Origin of the sequence: Cohaesibacter sp. ES.047, from assembly GCF_900215505.1 — a bacterium.
Taxonomy (GTDB): Bacteria; Pseudomonadota; Alphaproteobacteria; order Rhizobiales; family Cohaesibacteraceae; genus Cohaesibacter.
The window spans coordinates 3,559,185-3,576,312 of record NZ_LT907844.1 but is presented as its reverse complement, the minus strand read 5'-3'; the positions used below and the strand labels follow the sequence as shown (position 1 = coordinate 3,576,312).

At 52.8% G+C, this 17,128-nt stretch carries 17 protein-coding genes and 2 pseudogenes; 7 read left to right on the top strand and 12 right to left on the bottom strand.

Going from position 1 to position 17,128, the window contains the following annotated elements; translation table 11 throughout:
• Nucleotides 1-10: 10 nt before the first annotated feature.
• Nucleotides 11-1,105, top strand: coding sequence for a transposase (locus tag CPH65_RS16320; protein ID WP_096176461.1), 1,095 nt, complete (start codon nucleotides 11-13; stop codon nucleotides 1,103-1,105).
• On the opposite strand, the gene CPH65_RS25080 is transcribed toward CPH65_RS16320, so the two are convergent.
• The 4 genes and pseudogenes from CPH65_RS25080 to CPH65_RS25075 all read right to left on the bottom strand — a co-directional run bounded on the left by CPH65_RS25080 (nucleotide 1,089) and on the right by CPH65_RS25075 (nucleotide 3,454).
• On the bottom strand, nucleotides 1,089-1,259 hold the full coding sequence (locus CPH65_RS25080; protein WP_197703916.1) for an integrase core domain-containing protein: 171 nt from the start codon (nucleotides 1,257-1,259) through the stop codon (nucleotides 1,089-1,091). The two genes, CPH65_RS16320 and CPH65_RS25080, sit on opposite strands and share 17 nt — an antisense overlap.
• The gene (locus CPH65_RS16315; RefSeq protein ID WP_197703865.1) at nucleotides 1,198-1,899 is read right to left on the bottom strand and encodes a DDE-type integrase/transposase/recombinase; all 702 of its coding nucleotides are present in this window, start codon (nucleotides 1,897-1,899) and stop codon (nucleotides 1,198-1,200) included. The genes CPH65_RS25080 and CPH65_RS16315 overlap by 62 nt, the downstream gene beginning before the upstream one ends.
• Nucleotides 1,896-2,213, bottom strand: a complete 318-nt coding sequence (locus CPH65_RS16310; RefSeq protein WP_096174851.1) for a DUF1153 domain-containing protein — start codon at nucleotides 2,211-2,213, stop codon at nucleotides 1,896-1,898. The genes CPH65_RS16315 and CPH65_RS16310 overlap by 4 nt, the downstream gene beginning before the upstream one ends.
• Nucleotides 2,214-2,502: 289 nt before the next feature.
• Nucleotides 2,503-3,454: pseudogene (locus CPH65_RS25075) on the bottom strand (IS630 family transposase).
• Between the two features lie 158 nt (nucleotides 3,455-3,612).
• Here CPH65_RS25075 and CPH65_RS16300 point away from each other — a divergent pair.
• A protein-coding gene (locus CPH65_RS16300; RefSeq protein ID WP_371359346.1) for an IS5 family transposase occupies nucleotides 3,613-4,370 on the top strand; the annotation gives its coding sequence in 2 pieces (ribosomal slippage) (nucleotides 3,613-3,945 and nucleotides 3,948-4,370; 756 coding nt in all).
• Nucleotides 4,371-4,504: 134 nt separating this feature from the next.
• On the opposite strand, the gene CPH65_RS16295 is transcribed toward CPH65_RS16300, so the two are convergent.
• On the bottom strand, nucleotides 4,505-5,491 hold the full coding sequence (locus CPH65_RS16295; protein ID WP_096174849.1) for an IS30 family transposase: 987 nt from the start codon (nucleotides 5,489-5,491) through the stop codon (nucleotides 4,505-4,507).
• Between the two features lie 309 nt (nucleotides 5,492-5,800).
• On the opposite strand from CPH65_RS16295, the gene CPH65_RS16290 reads away from it, so the two are divergent.
• From CPH65_RS16290 to CPH65_RS24685, 3 genes and pseudogenes are all read left to right on the top strand, one after another.
• Nucleotides 5,801-6,508: a hypothetical protein gene (locus CPH65_RS16290; protein ID WP_172891537.1), complete on the top strand. Its 708-nt coding sequence runs from the start codon at nucleotides 5,801-5,803 to the stop codon at nucleotides 6,506-6,508.
• Nucleotides 6,509-6,526: 18 nt separating this feature from the next.
• Nucleotides 6,527-7,342, top strand: a complete 816-nt coding sequence (locus CPH65_RS16285) for a hypothetical protein (RefSeq protein WP_157747744.1) — start codon at nucleotides 6,527-6,529, stop codon at nucleotides 7,340-7,342.
• A 212-nt stretch (nucleotides 7,343-7,554) separates the two neighbouring features.
• Nucleotides 7,555-7,638 (top strand): annotated as a pseudogene (locus CPH65_RS24685) (transposase); the annotation flags it as partial.
• Between the two features lie 30 nt (nucleotides 7,639-7,668).
• Here the strand turns inward: CPH65_RS24685 and CPH65_RS16280 are convergent.
• From CPH65_RS16280 to istA, 3 genes are all read right to left on the bottom strand, one after another.
• Nucleotides 7,669-8,337: an IS30 family transposase gene (locus tag CPH65_RS16280; RefSeq protein WP_157747743.1), complete on the bottom strand. Its 669-nt coding sequence runs from the start codon at nucleotides 8,335-8,337 to the stop codon at nucleotides 7,669-7,671.
• A 217-nt stretch (nucleotides 8,338-8,554) separates the two neighbouring features.
• A complete protein-coding gene (gene istB, locus CPH65_RS16275) occupies nucleotides 8,555-9,337 on the bottom strand; it encodes an IS21-like element helper ATPase IstB (protein ID WP_096171584.1) in 783 nt (260 codons plus the stop codon).
• A gap of 29 nt (nucleotides 9,338-9,366) precedes the next feature.
• Nucleotides 9,367-10,920 carry an IS21 family transposase gene (gene istA / locus CPH65_RS16270; RefSeq protein ID WP_096171585.1) on the bottom strand — a complete coding sequence of 518 codons (1,554 nt, stop codon included), beginning with the start codon at nucleotides 10,918-10,920 and terminating at the stop codon, nucleotides 9,367-9,369.
• A 136-nt stretch (nucleotides 10,921-11,056) separates the two neighbouring features.
• On the opposite strand from istA, the gene CPH65_RS24680 reads away from it, so the two are divergent.
• Together CPH65_RS24680 and CPH65_RS24315 are read left to right on the top strand one after the other, a co-directional pair.
• Nucleotides 11,057-11,725: a transposase gene (locus CPH65_RS24680; protein WP_256385224.1), complete on the top strand. Its 669-nt coding sequence runs from the start codon at nucleotides 11,057-11,059 to the stop codon at nucleotides 11,723-11,725.
• Complete coding sequence (locus CPH65_RS24315) at nucleotides 11,703-12,107, top strand: integrase core domain-containing protein (protein WP_244574654.1); 405 nt, start codon at nucleotides 11,703-11,705, stop codon at nucleotides 12,105-12,107. The genes CPH65_RS24680 and CPH65_RS24315 overlap by 23 nt, the downstream gene beginning before the upstream one ends.
• Nucleotides 12,108-12,289: 182 nt before the next feature.
• On the opposite strand, the gene CPH65_RS16260 is transcribed toward CPH65_RS24315, so the two are convergent.
• From CPH65_RS16260 to CPH65_RS16240, 4 genes are all read right to left on the bottom strand, one after another.
• Complete coding sequence (locus tag CPH65_RS16260; protein WP_157747742.1) at nucleotides 12,290-13,087, bottom strand: IS30 family transposase; 798 nt, start codon at nucleotides 13,085-13,087, stop codon at nucleotides 12,290-12,292.
• Nucleotides 13,088-13,540: 453 nt separating this feature from the next.
• Nucleotides 13,541-14,026, bottom strand: coding sequence for an Lrp/AsnC family transcriptional regulator (locus CPH65_RS16250; RefSeq protein WP_096174844.1), 486 nt, complete (start codon nucleotides 14,024-14,026; stop codon nucleotides 13,541-13,543).
• 115 nt (nucleotides 14,027-14,141) lie between these two features.
• Nucleotides 14,142-15,521, bottom strand: a complete 1,380-nt coding sequence (locus CPH65_RS16245) for an aspartate aminotransferase family protein (protein ID WP_096176459.1) — start codon at nucleotides 15,519-15,521, stop codon at nucleotides 14,142-14,144.
• 68 nt (nucleotides 15,522-15,589) lie between these two features.
• On the bottom strand, nucleotides 15,590-17,077 hold the full coding sequence (locus CPH65_RS16240; RefSeq protein ID WP_096174843.1) for an NAD-dependent succinate-semialdehyde dehydrogenase: 1,488 nt from the start codon (nucleotides 17,075-17,077) through the stop codon (nucleotides 15,590-15,592).
• Nucleotides 17,078-17,128 lie beyond the last annotated feature (51 nt).

Below are 17,128 nucleotides of genomic sequence, written 5' to 3'. Positions count from 1 at the left end.
TGCCGACGCCATGAAGCTGGAGACCCGCAAAAACCGCTCGCAATTTGAACGTCTTAGCAAGCATGGTGATCCTCTTGAGGTTCTCGAAGTCACGATCGACTTTGAATATTTCCGTGGCTGGCTTGTTGAAGGTCTCGGTTACGGTGATGGGTCCAAGGTTGGTCGCCCTCCGTTTGATCCTGTGTCCATGTTCAAAATTCTGATCCTGCAGGCTCAGCACAATTTGTCCGATGCCAAGATGGAATTCATGATCCGTGATCGGCTATCCTGGATGCGGTTCCTGAACTTTGAACTTGGCGGCGCCACTCCCGACGAGAATACCAACCGACACTTCCGCAATCGCATGACGGAAACAGGCACCCTGAGGCGTGTCATGAAAACCTTTGATTGGCAATTGCACAAGAAGGGTTACATCCCAATGTCAGGCCAGATTGTGGATGCCACGCTGGTTCCCGCTCCCAAGCAACGCAACACGGATGGTGAGAAGGAAGCGGTCAAGGCAGGCAAGCCTGCCAAAGAGATTTGGCCAGACCAGCCTAACAAGGCCGCGCAAAAGGATACCAACGCCCGCTGGACACTGAAGGTTGGCGGAAAAGTGCGCTATCGGCCAGACGGAACGCCATTGCCTCAGATTGCCCTTCCAGTATTTGGCTACAAGAACCATATCAGCATTGATCGCAAATTCGGCTTCATAAGGGGCAGCACAGTGACATCGGCCGCTGATGCGGACGGCCGTCAGTTAAGGCATGTTTTGCGTAAGGACAATACTGCCTCCGATGTCTGGGCAGATAGTGCCTATCGTTCTCAGAGCAATGAGAAATGGCTAGCCAGCAACATGCTGACAAGCCAAATCCATCGACGCAAGCCAGCAGGAAAACCTATGTCGCAGGCAACATCTCGTGCCAATGCAAAAAAGTCATCGATACGTGCCCGTGTCGAGCATGTCTTTGCTCATCAGAAGAACCGTTATGGGTTGTTAATCCGAACAATAGGTCTGGCACGGGCTGAAACAAAACTGACACTGGCCAATCTCGCCTACAATTTTGATCGTTCGAAGGGTTGTATTGACCCATCGGAATCTGCACAGTTTATGCTGCTAATTTGAATGCCTCAGCGGGTGTCCGCATGGCGAGTGCTTGGTGCGGGCGGTAATTATTGTAAAAGGCAATCCAATCGCTTATAACCCGATTTGCATGTTTAATGGTTTCGAAGCGGTGTCTGTGAATGCATTGTTCTGATAACACGTTCGACCATTCCATTCTGTTGCGGGCAATGCGGAGTTATGAACTCCTGTTTAAGACCATAACTTCGAACCATGGCTGTGAAGTGCCTGCTGGTAAAAACCAATCCATTGTCAGAGCGGAGCTGGAACTCGCGATCAACTCGACCAAGAGTTCCAAACCGACTGATCAAGGCATGTTCCAGAGCGGCTGTCGCAGTCGTCGCTTTTCCTGTGCGTGATAGATGCCATCCAAGAAGCTCTCGAGTATGGCAATCAATCACCAACGCCAATGATGCCCAGCCGTCCTTTCCCGTCCATACTCGGGCTAGGTCTGTTGACCATCTTTCATTGGGCGCGGTGGCGACAGAAGGCACGGCCTCTATCCGGGGACGCATTCCGACGGCCCGTTTGCGAACGTGCCACCCCTTGATCTGGAAGATGCGCTGTACGGTATTTTTGTTAAAACCCAAGAGCCAGGCAACTGTCCGATAGCCGAAGGACGGTTCCTTCTCGACCATGGCTTTGATCGGCTCAGCAAACCGGGGATCGACTTTGGGTGCTGATTTGGTTGGCCGGTAATAAACGGTCCTGCGAGGAACGCCAAACCATGCGCAGAGCTTGGCAATCGGCACACGCACACCTTCCGATAGGAGGCCCTCATGAAGCGTCCGGATCAATTGTCGTCCTCCCGCTCCATGAGGGCCTGCAACTTTTTTCGTGCACGCAATTCAAGCATGGCCTCGCCATAGGCTTCCTGAAGATCCTTCAATTGCTTCTCATATTGGGCGTGAATGTCGAGCGGATTGGCTCGAAGAGAGTTCTCCATGCCTCGTTTGGCATCCTCAACCCATCCTTCAATCTCAGAGGGGGAGAGATCATAAGAGCGGCTCGCCTCTGAAACAGATGTTTTTCCCTGAATGATCTCGATCACAAGCGCTGATTGGCGCTTCGCTGTCCAACGTTTGACCTTGCCGTCCATCGTAATACTCATCGCTATTTTCCTTACTTATAGCATGAGCAGATTTTCAATGGCTCAATACAGATCTTCCATGAACGCAGAAGCGCCATGGCATGAGTCTGTCTGAAAGGGTAGAAAAAAGACGAAACCTGATAGAAACAGCGCAATCAGCGCAATCAGCGCGACAATGAGCCATGGCTGGCATTCATGGCGAAATTCCAGCGGTCAAATTAAGCGGTTTTTGCGGGTCTTCAGCTTGGCGGCATTTGCATGCTTATGGCGAGTTGCATGAAGCAAGAAATGGTACTAAAGCATATCGCAATTAATTAACCTCATACCCGGCAGCTTTGAAGTAGTTCAGACACTCCTTGGCAGAATAGAGGTCACAAATGTCACCGATCGCGTCTGAGATTGTATCGAAGCTTCTGGCTGCTCGCTTGCGCAGCAGTGTCTTGAGTTTGGAATATGCCATTTCGATGGGATTGAGGTCCGGTGAATATGGCGGAAGAAACAGCAGCCATGCTCCCTTTGATCTGACGAGCTTTTGAGCTTTCTCACTTTTGTGGAAGGCGACATTATCGAGGATGACGATGTCGCCAGCTGACAGGGTCGGCAGTAGTTGAGTTTCAATCCAAGTTTCAAAGATACGTCGGTTCATCGGAGCATTGACGATCCAGGGCGCAACCATCCCACGGGATCTCAAACCAGCGATGAAGGTCTGGGATTTCCAATGACCAAAAGAAGCGTGAGCGCGATAGCGCTGTCCTTTTGGTGACCATCCAGACCGTTTGGTCAGCTTCGTGTTGGTTGATGTCTCATCGATAAAGATCAATCGGGACAATGCTTTGTTGAAGAAAGGCCGGCGCTGATTGATCCATACATACCGATCATGAGCAATCGCGGCCCGTAGCTGTTCAGTGGCTACCAGACTTTTTTTTATGGCTCAGGCCGAGCCTGTGAAGCACGCGCCCAACGCTAGAGCGATGCACATGGACCCCGCGTTCAGCCAATTCCAGACAAAGCTCATCAAGCGTCAGATCGCCATTCTCAGACATGCGCCTTGTGATCCATTCATGATGCACACCCAATTTGCCTTTGTCTGGTCGGCCTTGCTTGCGAGGCTGCACAGAACCCGTCTCTTTCTTGAGAAGCATCAGGTTATTGACAAACCGTGGTGACACGCGGAAATGGCTGGCGGCCGCCCGATGCGAATGACCGGCATCAACAAATGAAGCAACACGTTCGCGCAATGCAATAGGAAGTGATTTGCCCATGATGATCCCCTTTTCTCAAAGGGAATCACAATTGGCAAAAAATGGGAATCCTGAATCTCATTAACTGCGACACGCTTTAGGTTCAAAACCCATTGATACCATTGAACTGGCAAAGCAAATCAGATTTAATCTGCTCAATCAATAGATTGGAGGCTTGAATGGGACACCTGTTTTGGTTGTCGGATGCGCAATGGGCGTTTATTGAGCCGCTTTTGCCGAATAATAAAGGCGGTGCCCGCCGGGTAGATGATCGCCGAGTGATTTCCGGTATCATCCATGTTTTGAAGGTGGGCTGCCGCTGGTGTGACTGCCCTGCAGAGTATGGCCCCTCAACAACGATCTATAACCGGTTCAACAGGTGGTCGCACAAACGGTTCTGGGTTGATCTTGTTGAGGCTCTGGCAACTTCAGGTGCCGTGACCAAAAGCACGGCTATCGATAGCACCTATGTCAAGGCACACCGCTCTGCACATGGCGGTAAAGGGGGGGGGCGAAGAATCAGGCTATCGGGCCGTCGCGGGGTGGCCAAACCACTCAGATCCACGTTCTGACCGATGTCATTGGTCGCCCCTTTGCGTTTAAGTTGACTGGTGGCAATGCGGCAGATAGTCCGATTGCGCCTGTATTGCTGAACAATTTGAAAGGTGCGAGATACTTACTCGCAGATAAAGGTTATGACGCAAACAGCCTGCGAAAGCACTTGCGTCAGTCAGCCATCGTCCCGGTCATTCCAGGTCGCTCAAACCGCAAGCGCTCAATCCGATATGATGAGCGCCGTTACAAAGACCGTCATCTTATCGAAAATGCCTTCTGTCGCCTCAAAGACTTCCGCCGCGTTGCAACCCGTTATGACAAACTCGCCAGAAACTTCCTATCCGCAGTCGCGTTGGCAACCCTCATTGCATTCTGGATTTGATTGAGTCTGGAGCCTAGTAAATACTTGAAATTTTATAATGCCATTTGTCTTCATTCAACGCTGGATAGGTTCCACTTCGCCGAGGCCCCCGCTGGATATCGCAAGGGTGGATTCCATCGCGAAGTGCAACACGCTTAAGCAAAACAGATTTTGGCGTCTTTTCCAAGGTCTTGCAGCAGCGCCTGGACTGGGGTTTTAAATCCGAGGCATTTTCTCGGGGTGAGGTTCATGGTGAAGATGATGTCCTGCAGCTCCTCGTCGTCCATCGCATGAATATCGAAGTCCCTTGGCAACCATCGCCTCAATCGACCATTCGCATTCTCTACTCCCCCCTTTTGCCAAGAGGCATAGGCATCGCAAAACCATGTCGTCATATTGAACATGGAACGCAGTAGGCTGTGCTGGGCGAAGGTTGTGTCATTGTCGAATGTGACTGACTTGCGCAAGGCCGGATCCAGGCGACGGAAGATAGACATCATCACCGAGACTGTTTCGGCCGCGCTCTTGCCGGTCATGCGAGCAGCCAGGGTAACCCGGGATTTTCTCTCGTGGATCACAAGCACAAGGCGGGTTCGCTTGCAGATGATCAGATCCGCTTCCCAATGCCCTGCTTCTTGGCGGTTTTCTGCCGCTTCTGGCCGATCATGAATGGATACCCGATCCTTGATCCTGTCGCGTGAACGGCGGGCACGCATAGGCCTGCGGATGCGATGTCCACGGGTCAGAAGCTTCCACAATGCTTCACTTTTCTGGCCAGCTCGATAGATGAAGCCGTAGATCGTCTCAAAGCATATAGGGCGCAAACCCTCCTCGTTACCTGCCTTCAGCCAGCCTGCAATCTGCTCCGGCATCCAGCCTTCCGACAGTCGGTCCCGAACAAACTGGCCGAGCTTCTCATCATCCTCAAGAATGGCAAGACGCTGCCGACGAAGCATATAGCTCCCATCGGCATGGCTGGGTGAATAGCGACCTGAGGGCAGCCGATTACGGCTCAACTCGCGACTGATCGTGGATTTGCAACGACCAACAAGCTCGCCGATTGAACCGATCGAGTGACCGGAATGTCTCAAGGTGGAAATCTGTTCTCTTTCATCTATAGAAAGATGGGAATAGCATGGCATCGCAACACTCCTGACGGTCTCGACAACCACCTCGATACCATATCGAGGCGGGAGTGTTGCACTTCACGACGGAATTCAGGAAGGCCGGAGCCACTTGTAAAAACAGTACAAATCTGTTCAGTTTTCCGGGGCTACTTCTATTCTCCCAACACCTCTAAGGAAGGAGCTGTTATGCTAATTTGTTTCGTCCACAATAATGAGACAGATCGTCTCCAAACTCTTGTTCCCAATATACAAAAGCTTGCGCACTCTCTCGCAAGCATCGGGGAAGTTTGCAAGATAATTGATGTTGGTCCCGATGTGTCGGGGATGAAGGAACAGGCCAATTCTGTGGGGTTACGGCACAAGCTGACACGGGCCTTGGGGTTTTCGTTGACCGTTTACCACAATCTGCGTAAAGAGCCCGAATACTCCTTTTTTCAAGCAATCAAAAAGTTTGTATCCTCTCTGAATTACTACGGATTAAAATATACACGAAGCATCGCCGTTGAGCAAGAAGTCTATTACGCCCACAAATATTGCTGGGACATCTCTGCTAAGGACCATGAAGATATATTGGTGCTTGAGAGTGATATCGTTTTTAATGCTGCCAGCATTGAACTTGTGAAACAAACAATCCGATTTGTTCGTGATCAAGCGTCAAATGATTTATTTTATGTCAATTTGGCTGTTGGCTGCATTGATGCAAACAAAGTCAAAGATATGTGGCAATTCTCACCGGAGCATCTCGCCGGGCAATATAAGGTTGAAGCTTCTCCTCCAATTGAGGTTTTTCAGCCGCCTGTTCTCGTGACAGATTGTGTTGCCGGCTATTTCATGTCCCATTCCTTTGCAGATGAACTGCACAAGACAATACGCAGCCATATGAATCCTGTTTTGCCACCGGATTGGTTTTTGGATTATTTCTCGCATTTGAATACAAAACTTAATCAAGCAAAGTGCTTCTTTGTCAGCCCTTGCCCCTTCAGTCAAGGTTCTGCAACGGGCATCTACCAGTCATCCATTGAGGGGTGCTAGAAAAAAATGGCAAATCGCATGAAGTCAATCGGACGACATTTCAGAAAAATCTTTGGTTTGCAATCCGAAGAGGATCTGGCCCGCGAAGCAGCTAAACGGCAATGGAAGAAAGACATTGTTGTTGCCGCGCAGTTTGTTCTGCCGCTGGTCGAATTACTGAGACCAGTCTTAGTTGAAGGATGCGAATTGATCAGAATCGGAAACAAAGCTGGCGATGGAGGGTATGTTTGTGCGGATCCAAAAGGGCGGGTCGATGCTACCTACTCGTTGGGAATCAGTGACGAGTTCAGCTGGGATGAAGACATCGTTTCCATGAACATCCCCATCTATCAGTTTGATTGCACCATTGCCGAAGGCCCAATGAAGCATGAATTGGTAACCTTTTACAAAGAATGTCTGGGGACATTCAATGGTAAGAAGGTCACTTCTATTGAACAGGCACTGGCGCGTCATAGCCATTTGGAAAATGACCGATTATTCCTGAAAATGGATATAGAGGGAGGTGAATGGTCAATCTTGGATTATATCGCAGAGCAAAAGCACCCAAATTTCTGGCAGATCGCATGCGAATTACATGACTTATGCGACCCTAAAGTGATGATGCGTTTCTTCAAGATAATGAAGAAGCTATCGGTGCATTATTATGTGATCCATACGCATGCAAACAATGCGGGTAAAATGATGCCGATCGGAGAGGTGGTATTTCCCGAGTTGCTGGAAGTCACATTGTTGCGTCGTGATGGGCAAGCGGCTCAGCCATGCAGCTTGAGGCGCGATCTGGATCATCCGAATGTGACAAATAACCGGGATCTGTCAACAGATCATCTTTGGTGAGGCCGCCGGATTTGTTTTTCTGCTGTAGGCATTGAGCTTATATGGCTTTGGAGGTATTGCGTAAAGCATACCATCTCAAACGGGAGGGTATACTGACAACCTTCGGTGTCTTTACTTGGAAAAATCTTTTCTAGGGTCAAAACCCATTGATGCCATTGAACTGACGATTCAAATCAGATTCAATCTATCCAATCATTAGATTGGAGGCTTGAATGGGACATCTGTTTTGGTTGTCGGACGCACAATGGGCGATTATTGAGCCGCTTTTGCCGAATAATAAAGGCGGAGCTCGCCGGGGGTAGATTCCATCGCGAAGTGCATCACGCTTAAGCAAAGCAGATTTTGGCGTCTTTTCCAAGGTCTTGCAGGATCGCCTGGAATGGGGTTTTGAATCCGAGGCATTTCCTCGGGGTGAGGTTCATGGTGAAGATGATGTCCTGCAGCTCCTCGTCGTCCATCGCATCAATATCGAAGTCCCTTGGCAACCATCGCCTCAACCGACCATTCGCATTCTCCACTCCTCCCTTTTGCCAAGAGGTATAGGCATCGCAAAACCATGTCGTCATGTTGAACATGGATCGCAGTAGGCCGTGCTGGGCGAAGGTTGTGTCATTGTCGAATTTGACTGACTTGCGCAAGGCCGGATCCAGGCGACGGAAGATAGACATCATCACCGAGACTGTTTCGGCCGCGCTCTTGCCGGTCATGCAAGCAGCCAGGGTAACCCGGGATTTCCTCTCGTGGATCACAAGCACAGATCGGGTTCGCTTGCAGATGATCAGATCAGCTTCCCAATGCCCTGCTTCTTGGCGGTTGTCTGCCGCTTCTGGCCGATCATGAATGGATGCCCGATCCTTGATCCTGTCGCGTGAACGGCGGGCACGCATAGGCCTGCGGATGCGATGTCCACGGGTTAGAAGCTTCCACAATGCTTCACTTTTCTGGCCAGCTCGATAGATGAAGCTGTAGATCGCCTCAAAGCATATAGGGCGCAAACCCTTCTCGTTACCTGCCTTCAGCCAGCCTGTATTGACCCATTGAAATTCTGTTCATGCTATAGGTAAGGAAAATAGCGATGAGTACGACCATGGACGATAAGATCAAACGCTGGACTGCGGATTTCAGAAATACCGGACAACGATTTCACGAAAACCCGGACAGCGATTTCAGTAATTCGCGAACAGCTGAGTAATGGCTGATCCTTTACCTGGTTCAGGTTTGTGGATTGATGGTTTCCTGTTCTGTTTGTTGGGTCAAGTTCTGATTTTCTTCTGATCGCCTCATACTGTCCCCTTTGAGCTCTATTCGGTGCGCATTGTGAATAATTTGATCAAGGATGGCATCGGCAATTGTCGGCTCGCCGATCATCTCGTGCCATGCCGAAACGGGAAGTTGAGCCGTGATGATGGTTGATTTGCGTTGGTATCTTTCCTCGAAGAGCTCGAGCAGATCGAGGCGCTGCTGGTCTGTGAGCGAATGGGTTCTCCAGTCATCCAGGATGAGCAACTGGACGCGAGCAAGTTTGTCGACCAGCCTTGGAAAGCGCCCATCGAGACGGGCCATGGCCATGTCCTCAAACAGGCGGGGCATTCTGACATAAAAGACGGAATAGTCGAGCCTGGCGGATTGGCGTCCGAAGGCGCAGGCGAGCCATGTTTTGCCGGTTCCGGTTTGCCCTGTGAGAATGATTTGTTCATGAGCCTTAATCCAGTCTCCTTGAGCGAGAGAAAGGATTTTGCTCTGATCAAGGCCACGATTGGCAGCGAAGCTGATGTCTTCGATGCATGCATCAGGAAAGCGCATTTTTGCATTGCGCAGCCTGTTGGCAAAACGCTTGTCGGCTCGGGATGCTACTTCCTGGTCGAGCATAAGGCCAAGCCATTCATTCCGATCTAGGGATTGCCCAGGATCTTGTTCATTCAGGCTCTTCCAAGCTTGTGCCATTCCGGTCATGCCGAGTGCGGCCATTTGGTTCAATGTCGGGTGTGTCAGCATTCTTTCTCTCCTGTTTTGATGTTTGTTGATTACTGGTAGTAGGTTGCGCCTCGGATATTGTCGTGGCTCGGTGCTGGAGGGGCGGGTTCCTGGTGCGCGGGTGCCTTGTCGAGACCGGATACCAGGATGGATTGAACGGATTTGTATCTGACCGTCTCGCATGTCAGAGCCCTTTGACAGGCTGCTTCCAGTCTGTCTGTTCCGAACCGGCGTTGTAGGCTCACCCCCCCCAGTGCCGAGCGGAAACCCTGCTCGGGGTGTGGCCGATCTCGCATCAGGCGTTCCACCAACAGGGCGGTGTGATATCCAATGCGGGCAGCCTGAGCGACGAGGGTTTGAGGCGTCATGCCTGCGTGACGCTGGTGGGCCTTGGGCATATGCTGTGTAATCGTGGAATGGCCACCCCGATCCCGCCTGCGCTGATGAACTGCAACCCGCTCATGATTGCAAAATATCTCGACAACACGATGGGTTAGCCGGACATCAACCTGCCGTCCGATTAGCTTGTGAGGGACGGAATAGAAACCTCGTAAAATCTCGACATGATAGTCGAGATGCACCTTGGCCCGTTTCCATTCGGCATATTCAAATGGAGTGTCGGGCAACAGACGCAGGGCAGGCCGTTCAATCTCTTCAAACAGTTCCTTGCGGGATCTTCCGATCCGCCGCATTTGCTTGTTGTTGAGCACCACCAGCAATTCCGCGATGGTATTGTTCAACGCTTCAATCGAGAAGAATTGCTGATTGCGCAGCCGGGCCAGGATCCAACGTTCGACAATCAGAACCGCTCCTTCCACCTTTGCCTTGTCGCGCGGCTTACGTGGTCGTGTCGGCAAAATGGTCGTGTCGTAATGGGTTGCCATGGCTTCAAAGGTGGCAGTTAGCGATGGCTCGAACCACAATGGTGTGGCCACGGCGGCCTTGAGATTGTCGCAAATGATGGCCTTGGTAACGCCGCCGAAAAACTTCAGTGACCGAACTTGCGCATCAATCCAGTCCGGCAGCTTCTGGCTTCGAGAGGCCCAGGCAAATGTGTAGTTCGAGGCTCCGAGGACTGCGACGAAAATCTGGGCCTGATATGCCTCTCCGGTCGCAGGATCAAAAACCGGAATAGTGTGGCCGGCATAATCGGTCTGAATGGCCGCACCCGCTTCATGCCGGTTGCGAAAACGGGGATTGGCCCGGCACTCGAATTCCCTGAAACGAGTGCAGAACCAAGTATAGCCGTAACCTTCGGGATGGACCGCCCTATATTCCTCCCAGAGCAAGGTCAGGGTCACACCCTTGCGCTTCAATTCCGTCGCAATATGGCGCCAATCAGGTTCTGCATCGTCACGCGGTGGTCGACCTACATTCTGAAACAGGGCTGCCCGCAATTGCTCGTCATCATCGCGATCGGCTGGTATTGGCCAGCTGTTCAAGCCAGCGTCACGGGCTCGGTGAAGGTAGGTGGCAACGGTTGTCTTGCTCAGCTTCATTCGCGCAGAGACCTCTCGTGTAGAAAGCCCCGGATCATGCGTCAGCCGTAATATCTCTCGTATATCTTGCACAGTCGTGCGCCTCACTTGCTTGCGTCGGGGCATGCTCCCTCCTGATCTGTTCTTCGACCAAAAGAGTGCCCCAATTAGGCAGGTAAGGATCAACCAAAATTATGCCTTGAAAACTGTCCGGGTTTTTGTGAAATCGCTGTCCGGTATTTAATGAAACGACTGTCCGGGAATTACTGAAACCCGCAGCTGGACAGCGAAGCGGAAATCGGCATTGGTTATTGAGATCATTCAGGGCAAGACAACGGTATCAGAAGCAAGCCGCTCTTTTGATTTGTCGCCCTCCGAGATTGAGGGATGGGTTGAAGATGCCAAGCGAGGGTTGGAGAATAGCCTGCGTGCCAATCCCCTCGACATTCACGCCCAATATGAGAAGCAATTGAAGGATCTTCAGGAAGCCTATGGCGAGGCCATGCTTGAATTGCGTGCACCGATTGCCAAGCTCTGCGCATGGTTTGGCGTTCCTCGCAGGACCGTGTATTACCGGCCAACCAAATCGGCCCCCAAAGTCGATCCCCGGTTTGCTGAGCCGATCAAAGCCATGATCGAGAAGGAGCCGTCCTTCGGCTATCGAACGGTTGCCTGGCTCTTAGGATTCAACAAAAATACCGTTCAGAGGATCGTCCAGATCAAGGGATGGCAGGTTCGTAAGAGGGCTGTTGGAATGCGTCCCCGGATCGAGGCGGTACCGTCAGTTGCCACTGCGCCTAATGAGCGCCTCCTCTCGGCATTTGCTTCGCAATTGCCTGCCGGGCAATGGGTCGACAGACTTGGCACGTGTCTGGACCGGAAAAGATGGTTGGGCATCGTTGGCATTGGTGATCGATTGCCATACCCGTGAACTCCTCGGTTGGCATCTCTCACGAACAGGCAAGGCGACGACGGCTACAGCAGCCCTAGAGCATGCTCTGATCAGTCGATTTGGAACACTTGGTCGTGTCGATCGGGAATTCCTTCTCCGCTCGGACAATGGTTTGGTTTTTACCAGTCGGCACTTCACCGCAATCGTCAAAAGCTACGGGCTCAAACAGGAGTTTATCACGCCTCATTGCCCGCAGCAAAATGGAATGGTGGAGCGTGTGATCCGAACGATGAAGGAGCAGTGCATTCACAGACACCGCTTCGAAACCATCCAGCACGCCAATCGCGTTATTGCCGACTGGATCTTTTTTTTACAACAACCAACGGCCACATCAGGCGCTCGCGATGCTAACTCCGGCTGAGGCTTTCAAATTAGCAGCATAATCTGTGCAGATTCCGGTGGGGGTGGATACACATTTCAAGCGCAACACCGAAGTTTTCCGCGAAAGCCTGGAATGGGGTTTTGAATCCGAGGCATTTACGCGGTGTTGAGTTGATGATGAATGTCAGTGTTTGAATGTCCTGATCTGTCCATTTTTCAAGATCAGCTTTTCTTGGCAAGTCTCGGCGTAACTCTGCCATTGCCATTCTCAATGCTGCCTCTCTGCCACGGGCTATGTGGCTCACAGAAGAAAGCACGCAGGCCAATTTCATCAGTCAGTTTTGAATGCTTTGCGAACTCACTTCCGTTGTCAAAAGTGATCGTTTTCCGGGCTTTCGGGGGAAGGTTTTCCAACTGATCGATGATGGAGTTGGCGGTTGTTTCAGCGTCCCTGCGCGGTAATTTCTGCATCAGCCAAACCCTTGTGCGTCGTTCCTGAAGCGTCAAAAGTATGTCGTTTTGCTTTCGGAAGAGCATACAATCTCCCTCCCAATGCTCTATCTCTGAACGAAGATGGGCCTTCGTCGGCCGCAGCCAAATCGGCAGTTTATCGCTGTTCTTAGCCTGTTCTCGTCTCTTCTTTGCCCGATAGCCTCGCTTGGCTTTCTTCTGCGTCAAATATCGATGCCAACCCAACTTGCGACCCGCAGCACTATAGATGAACCGATAGATGGACTCTGCGCTGATCCTATGGTCTGATTGGGTCAGCTGCAGTCGACCGGATATCTGTTCTGGGGTCCATCCCATACCAAGTTGGGCTTTGACCAGATCCTTCAGTTGGCTGCTGCGCTCAAGGCTGGAGCCGCGAAGCTTCCGAGCCCAGGCAATGCGATTTGCCGTATCAGGCAGGTATCCGCTGGCGCTCCTGTTCCGTTGTAATTCTCGGCTGATCGTCGAGCAAGATCGCTTCAATTGCTTGGCGATCATACCCGCTGAAAAGCCTTGGGCGGAAGACTGCAAATCTCGCAGCGTTCCCGCAAATCAAGGTGTCTATATCTCGTTCCCATACCACCTGCCATAATAGCAGGTGTTGCACTTCGGATGTGAATCTAACGGGTCAATACACAACTGCAATCTGCTCCGGCATCCAGCCTTCCGACAGTCGGTCCCGAACAAACTGGCCGAGCTTCTCATCATCTTCAAGAATGGCAAGACGCTGCCGACGAAGCATATAGCTCCCATCGGCATGGTGGGGTGAATAGCGACCTGAGGGCAGCCGATTACGGCTCAACCCGCGACTGATCGTGGATTTGGAACGACCAACAATAACAACAAGCAGAAGTGCAGACTCAAAAAGGGAATCCCGAACTTGAGTCTGCACTTCTGCTTGTTGGTATTAGTTGTCTGAACGAGCGCCATGTCATAAAGCCGGAGGCCGTGCTTGTCCAGCGGAAGAATTGAGAGATTGGCGGATCAGCTCAGGGCATCAAGGGGCAACGCGGTCGTGTTCTTGACCGGCTTGGTTACGACATAAGTAAAATAGCGTCTGAGGCCTATTTTGGCGTCGAGCATCTGGTCGATGAGGCGCTGGTAGTGGTCTACATCCTTGGCGACGATCTTGAGGATGTAATCAAGCCCACCGCCCACAGCCCAGCATTCGAGAACTTCGGGATAGGTCTGAACAGCGGCCTCAAAGCGCTCGAAATCCTCGGCGCGGTGACTGTCGAGTTCGGCCTCAACCAAGACAACAGCAATGGATCCAAAGGCCTTGAGCGACAGGCGTGCCTCAAAGGCTTCGATGATCCCGGCGCTTTCGAGCCGCTGGAGGCGCTCCCAGCAAGGGGTCGGCGACAGATTGACCCGGCGCGCCAACTCCGCCTTGGTTATGCGCCCTTCGGTCTGAAGGATCTTGAGGATCTCCCAATCCCGTTCATCCAGTTTGAGGCCTGTCGGAGCCATTGTCTATGCCTTCCACCACGTGCTTTGCGTTTTGCCCATCTGTCCTAGCATGACAGCACACAAAATAGAAATGGCGGGCATTGATCTGCCCGCCATCGTCATTGTTGGTGCAAAACTAGAGCTTGGCAGCGATGCTTTCAATGGCATCCTTGGCTGCGGCGACAATGGTGTCGGCTTCCTCGCGGGTGAGGCAAAGCGGTGGGGCAAAGCCGAGGATATCGCCCTGAGGCATCGCCCGGCCGATGACCTTGGAGCGCTCGAGCAAAGCACCTGCGACCTGATAGCCAACCTTGTCGGACGGATCGAAGAAGGTGCGCGTGTCCTTGTCCTTGACGAACTCGACGGCCGCCATGATGCCTTCACCCCGAACATCGCCGACGATGGAGATGTCGCTCAAGGCATCCTTGAGGCTCTGGTTGAAGTAGGCGCCGGTTTCCTTGGCGTTGGAAACGATGTTCATCTCGTCGATGAGCTTGAGGTTGGCAACACCCGCAGCCGCGCAGATCGGATGGGCGGAATAGGTCCAGCCGTGGCCGATGGCGCCGAGCTTGTCGGTGCCTTCTTCGAGCACTTTCCAGACCTTGTCAGACACGATGGAGCCGGACAGCGGCGCATAGGCGGAGGTCAGGCCCTTGGCGATGGTGATGATGTCGGGTTTGATGCCATAATGCTCGGAGCCGAACATGGAGCCAAGGCGACCAAAGCCGGTGACCACTTCGTCGGCGATCAAGAGGATATCATATTTGTTGAGGACCGCCTGAATGGCTTCCCAGTAGCCAGCCGGAGGAGGCACGATCCCGCCGGTGCCGAGCACGGGCTCACCAATGAAGGCGGCGACTGTGTCCGGCCCTTCCTTCTGGATCAGGGCGTCGAGATTGTCGGCACATTGCTTGACGAAGTCGGCTTCGGACATGTTGAGATCGTCACGGCGGAAATAATAAGGTGCATCGGTATGCACGACATATTCGAGCGGCAGGTCGAACTTGTTGTGGAACAGCTCAAGACCGGTCAGAGACCCGGTCATCAGGCCCGAGCCGTGATAGCCGCGCCAGCGGGAGATGATCTTTTTCTTTTTCGGGCGATCAAGAACGTTGTTGTAGTACCAGACGAGCTTGATGTTGGTCTCGTTGGCATCCGATCCGGAGAGGCCGAAATAGACCTTGGACATATGATCGGGCGCACGGTCAAGGATCATTTTGGCAAGGGTGATCGACGCTTCGGTGCCGTGACCGACATAGGCGTGATAGTAGGCCAGTTCCTTGGCCTGCGCTGCGATGGCGTCGGCCACTTCGGTCCGGCCATAGCCGATGTTGACACAATAAAGACCGGCAAAGGCGTCAAGCAGCTTGTTGCCTTCGCGATCTTCGATGTAGACGCCCTTACCGCCGGTGACGATGCGGTTGCCCAGCTCGCCGCGCGCAAACTGGCCGAGCGGCGTAGAAGGATGGAAGAAATTCTCGCGGTCCCATTCGGCCAACTGATCATTCTTGAGCATTGTATTCTCCTTATTGTGCGCCTTGAGGCGCATGGTCTGATGGTCCGTCACGGCTTTGCAAATGTGAATTAAGCAAAGTCGCGGCAGACATATTTGATTTCTGTGAAAGCCTCGAGGCCTTGTCGGGCCCCTTCCCGGCCAAGCCCGGACTGCTTCATGCCGCCAAAGGGAATTGGCGCGCCGGTGACTTTGGTGCGGTTGATCGCAACCATGCCATACTGGAGCGCACGCGAGGCTGCGTAGATGCGTGAGACATTCGTTGTGTGGACGTAGGCCATGAGGCCATATTCGCTGTCATTGGCCATGGCGATGACGTCTTCATCCGCATCAAACGCGATGAGCGCCGCGACTGGTCCGAAGGTTTCCTCTTCGTTGATCAATGCGTTGCGCGGCACGTCGCCCAGCACGGTTGGTTCATAGAAGAGCGGACCGGCTTCATGCACCTTGCCACCACAGAGCAGCTTGGCGCCCTTGGCGAGGGCATCCTCGACATGTTCCGTTTGTTTGGCGATTGCCTTGTCATTCATCAGCGGGCCAATGTCCGGATCATCAAGGCCACGACCGACCGTCAGGGCTTTTGTTGCCGCGACGAACTTCTTTGAAAATTCGTCATAGACCGACCGCTCGATATACATGCGGTTGGCACCAAGACAATCCTGACCGGAGGTGGCGAATTTGGCGGCTATGGCGCAGGTCACGGCCCGGTCGATGTCCGCGTCGCCAAAGACGATAAACGGCGCGTGGCCACCAAGCTCCATGACCAGCGACTTGACCGTTGAGGAACACTGATTATAGAGCAGCCGACCGATGCCGGTCGACCCCGTGAAGGAAAGCGCGCGGACGCGGGCATCCTCAGTCCAGGGTTTAACCACGTCCGGCGCATGGCCAGTCACGATATTGAAGACACCCTTCGGCAATCCGGCCTGCTCGCCGAGTTCGGCAAGGGCCGTCGCGGAAAACGGGGTTTCGTGAGAGGGATGCACGACACAGGTGCAGCCCACGGCAAGGGCTGCAGCGGCCTTGCGCGTGATCATCGCGCACGGGAAGTTCCACGGCGTAATCAAGGCGACGACCCCGATGGGTTCGCGCCAGACCTCAACCTCACCATCAGGCAGATGGGAGGTGACCCCTTCGATGTTGGGGCGTTTGGCTTCTTCGGCGTAGAATTCCACAAAGCTCGCAGCATAGTCGATCTCGCCGCGCGCTTCCGAGATCGGCTTTCCCTGCTCCAGCGTCATCAAGAGCGCCAGATCCTCTTTGTTCTCAAGGATCAACTCAAACCATTTGCGCAGGATAGCGGCACGCTCTTGAGGCAGCTTTGCCGCCCAGAGGGGAAATGCCTTGGTCGCTGCATCAACGGCCATTTTGCTATGCTCAGGGCCAAGAGCGGGAATGGTTCCAACGAGGGAGCCGTCCGCAGGGTCATTGACCGGTATCGGCTTTGAGCCAGCCTCAGAAACCCACTCGCCATTGATATAGGCGAATTCCTTGAACAGGCGCAGGTTGGAAAGCCTTCCCAACGCTTCTGAGCGGTTTTTCATCATAGCATCGTGCATGGTTTACGCCTCCTCGAATGCTGCCAGTCTAGGGTAGAACCAAGCGAAGGT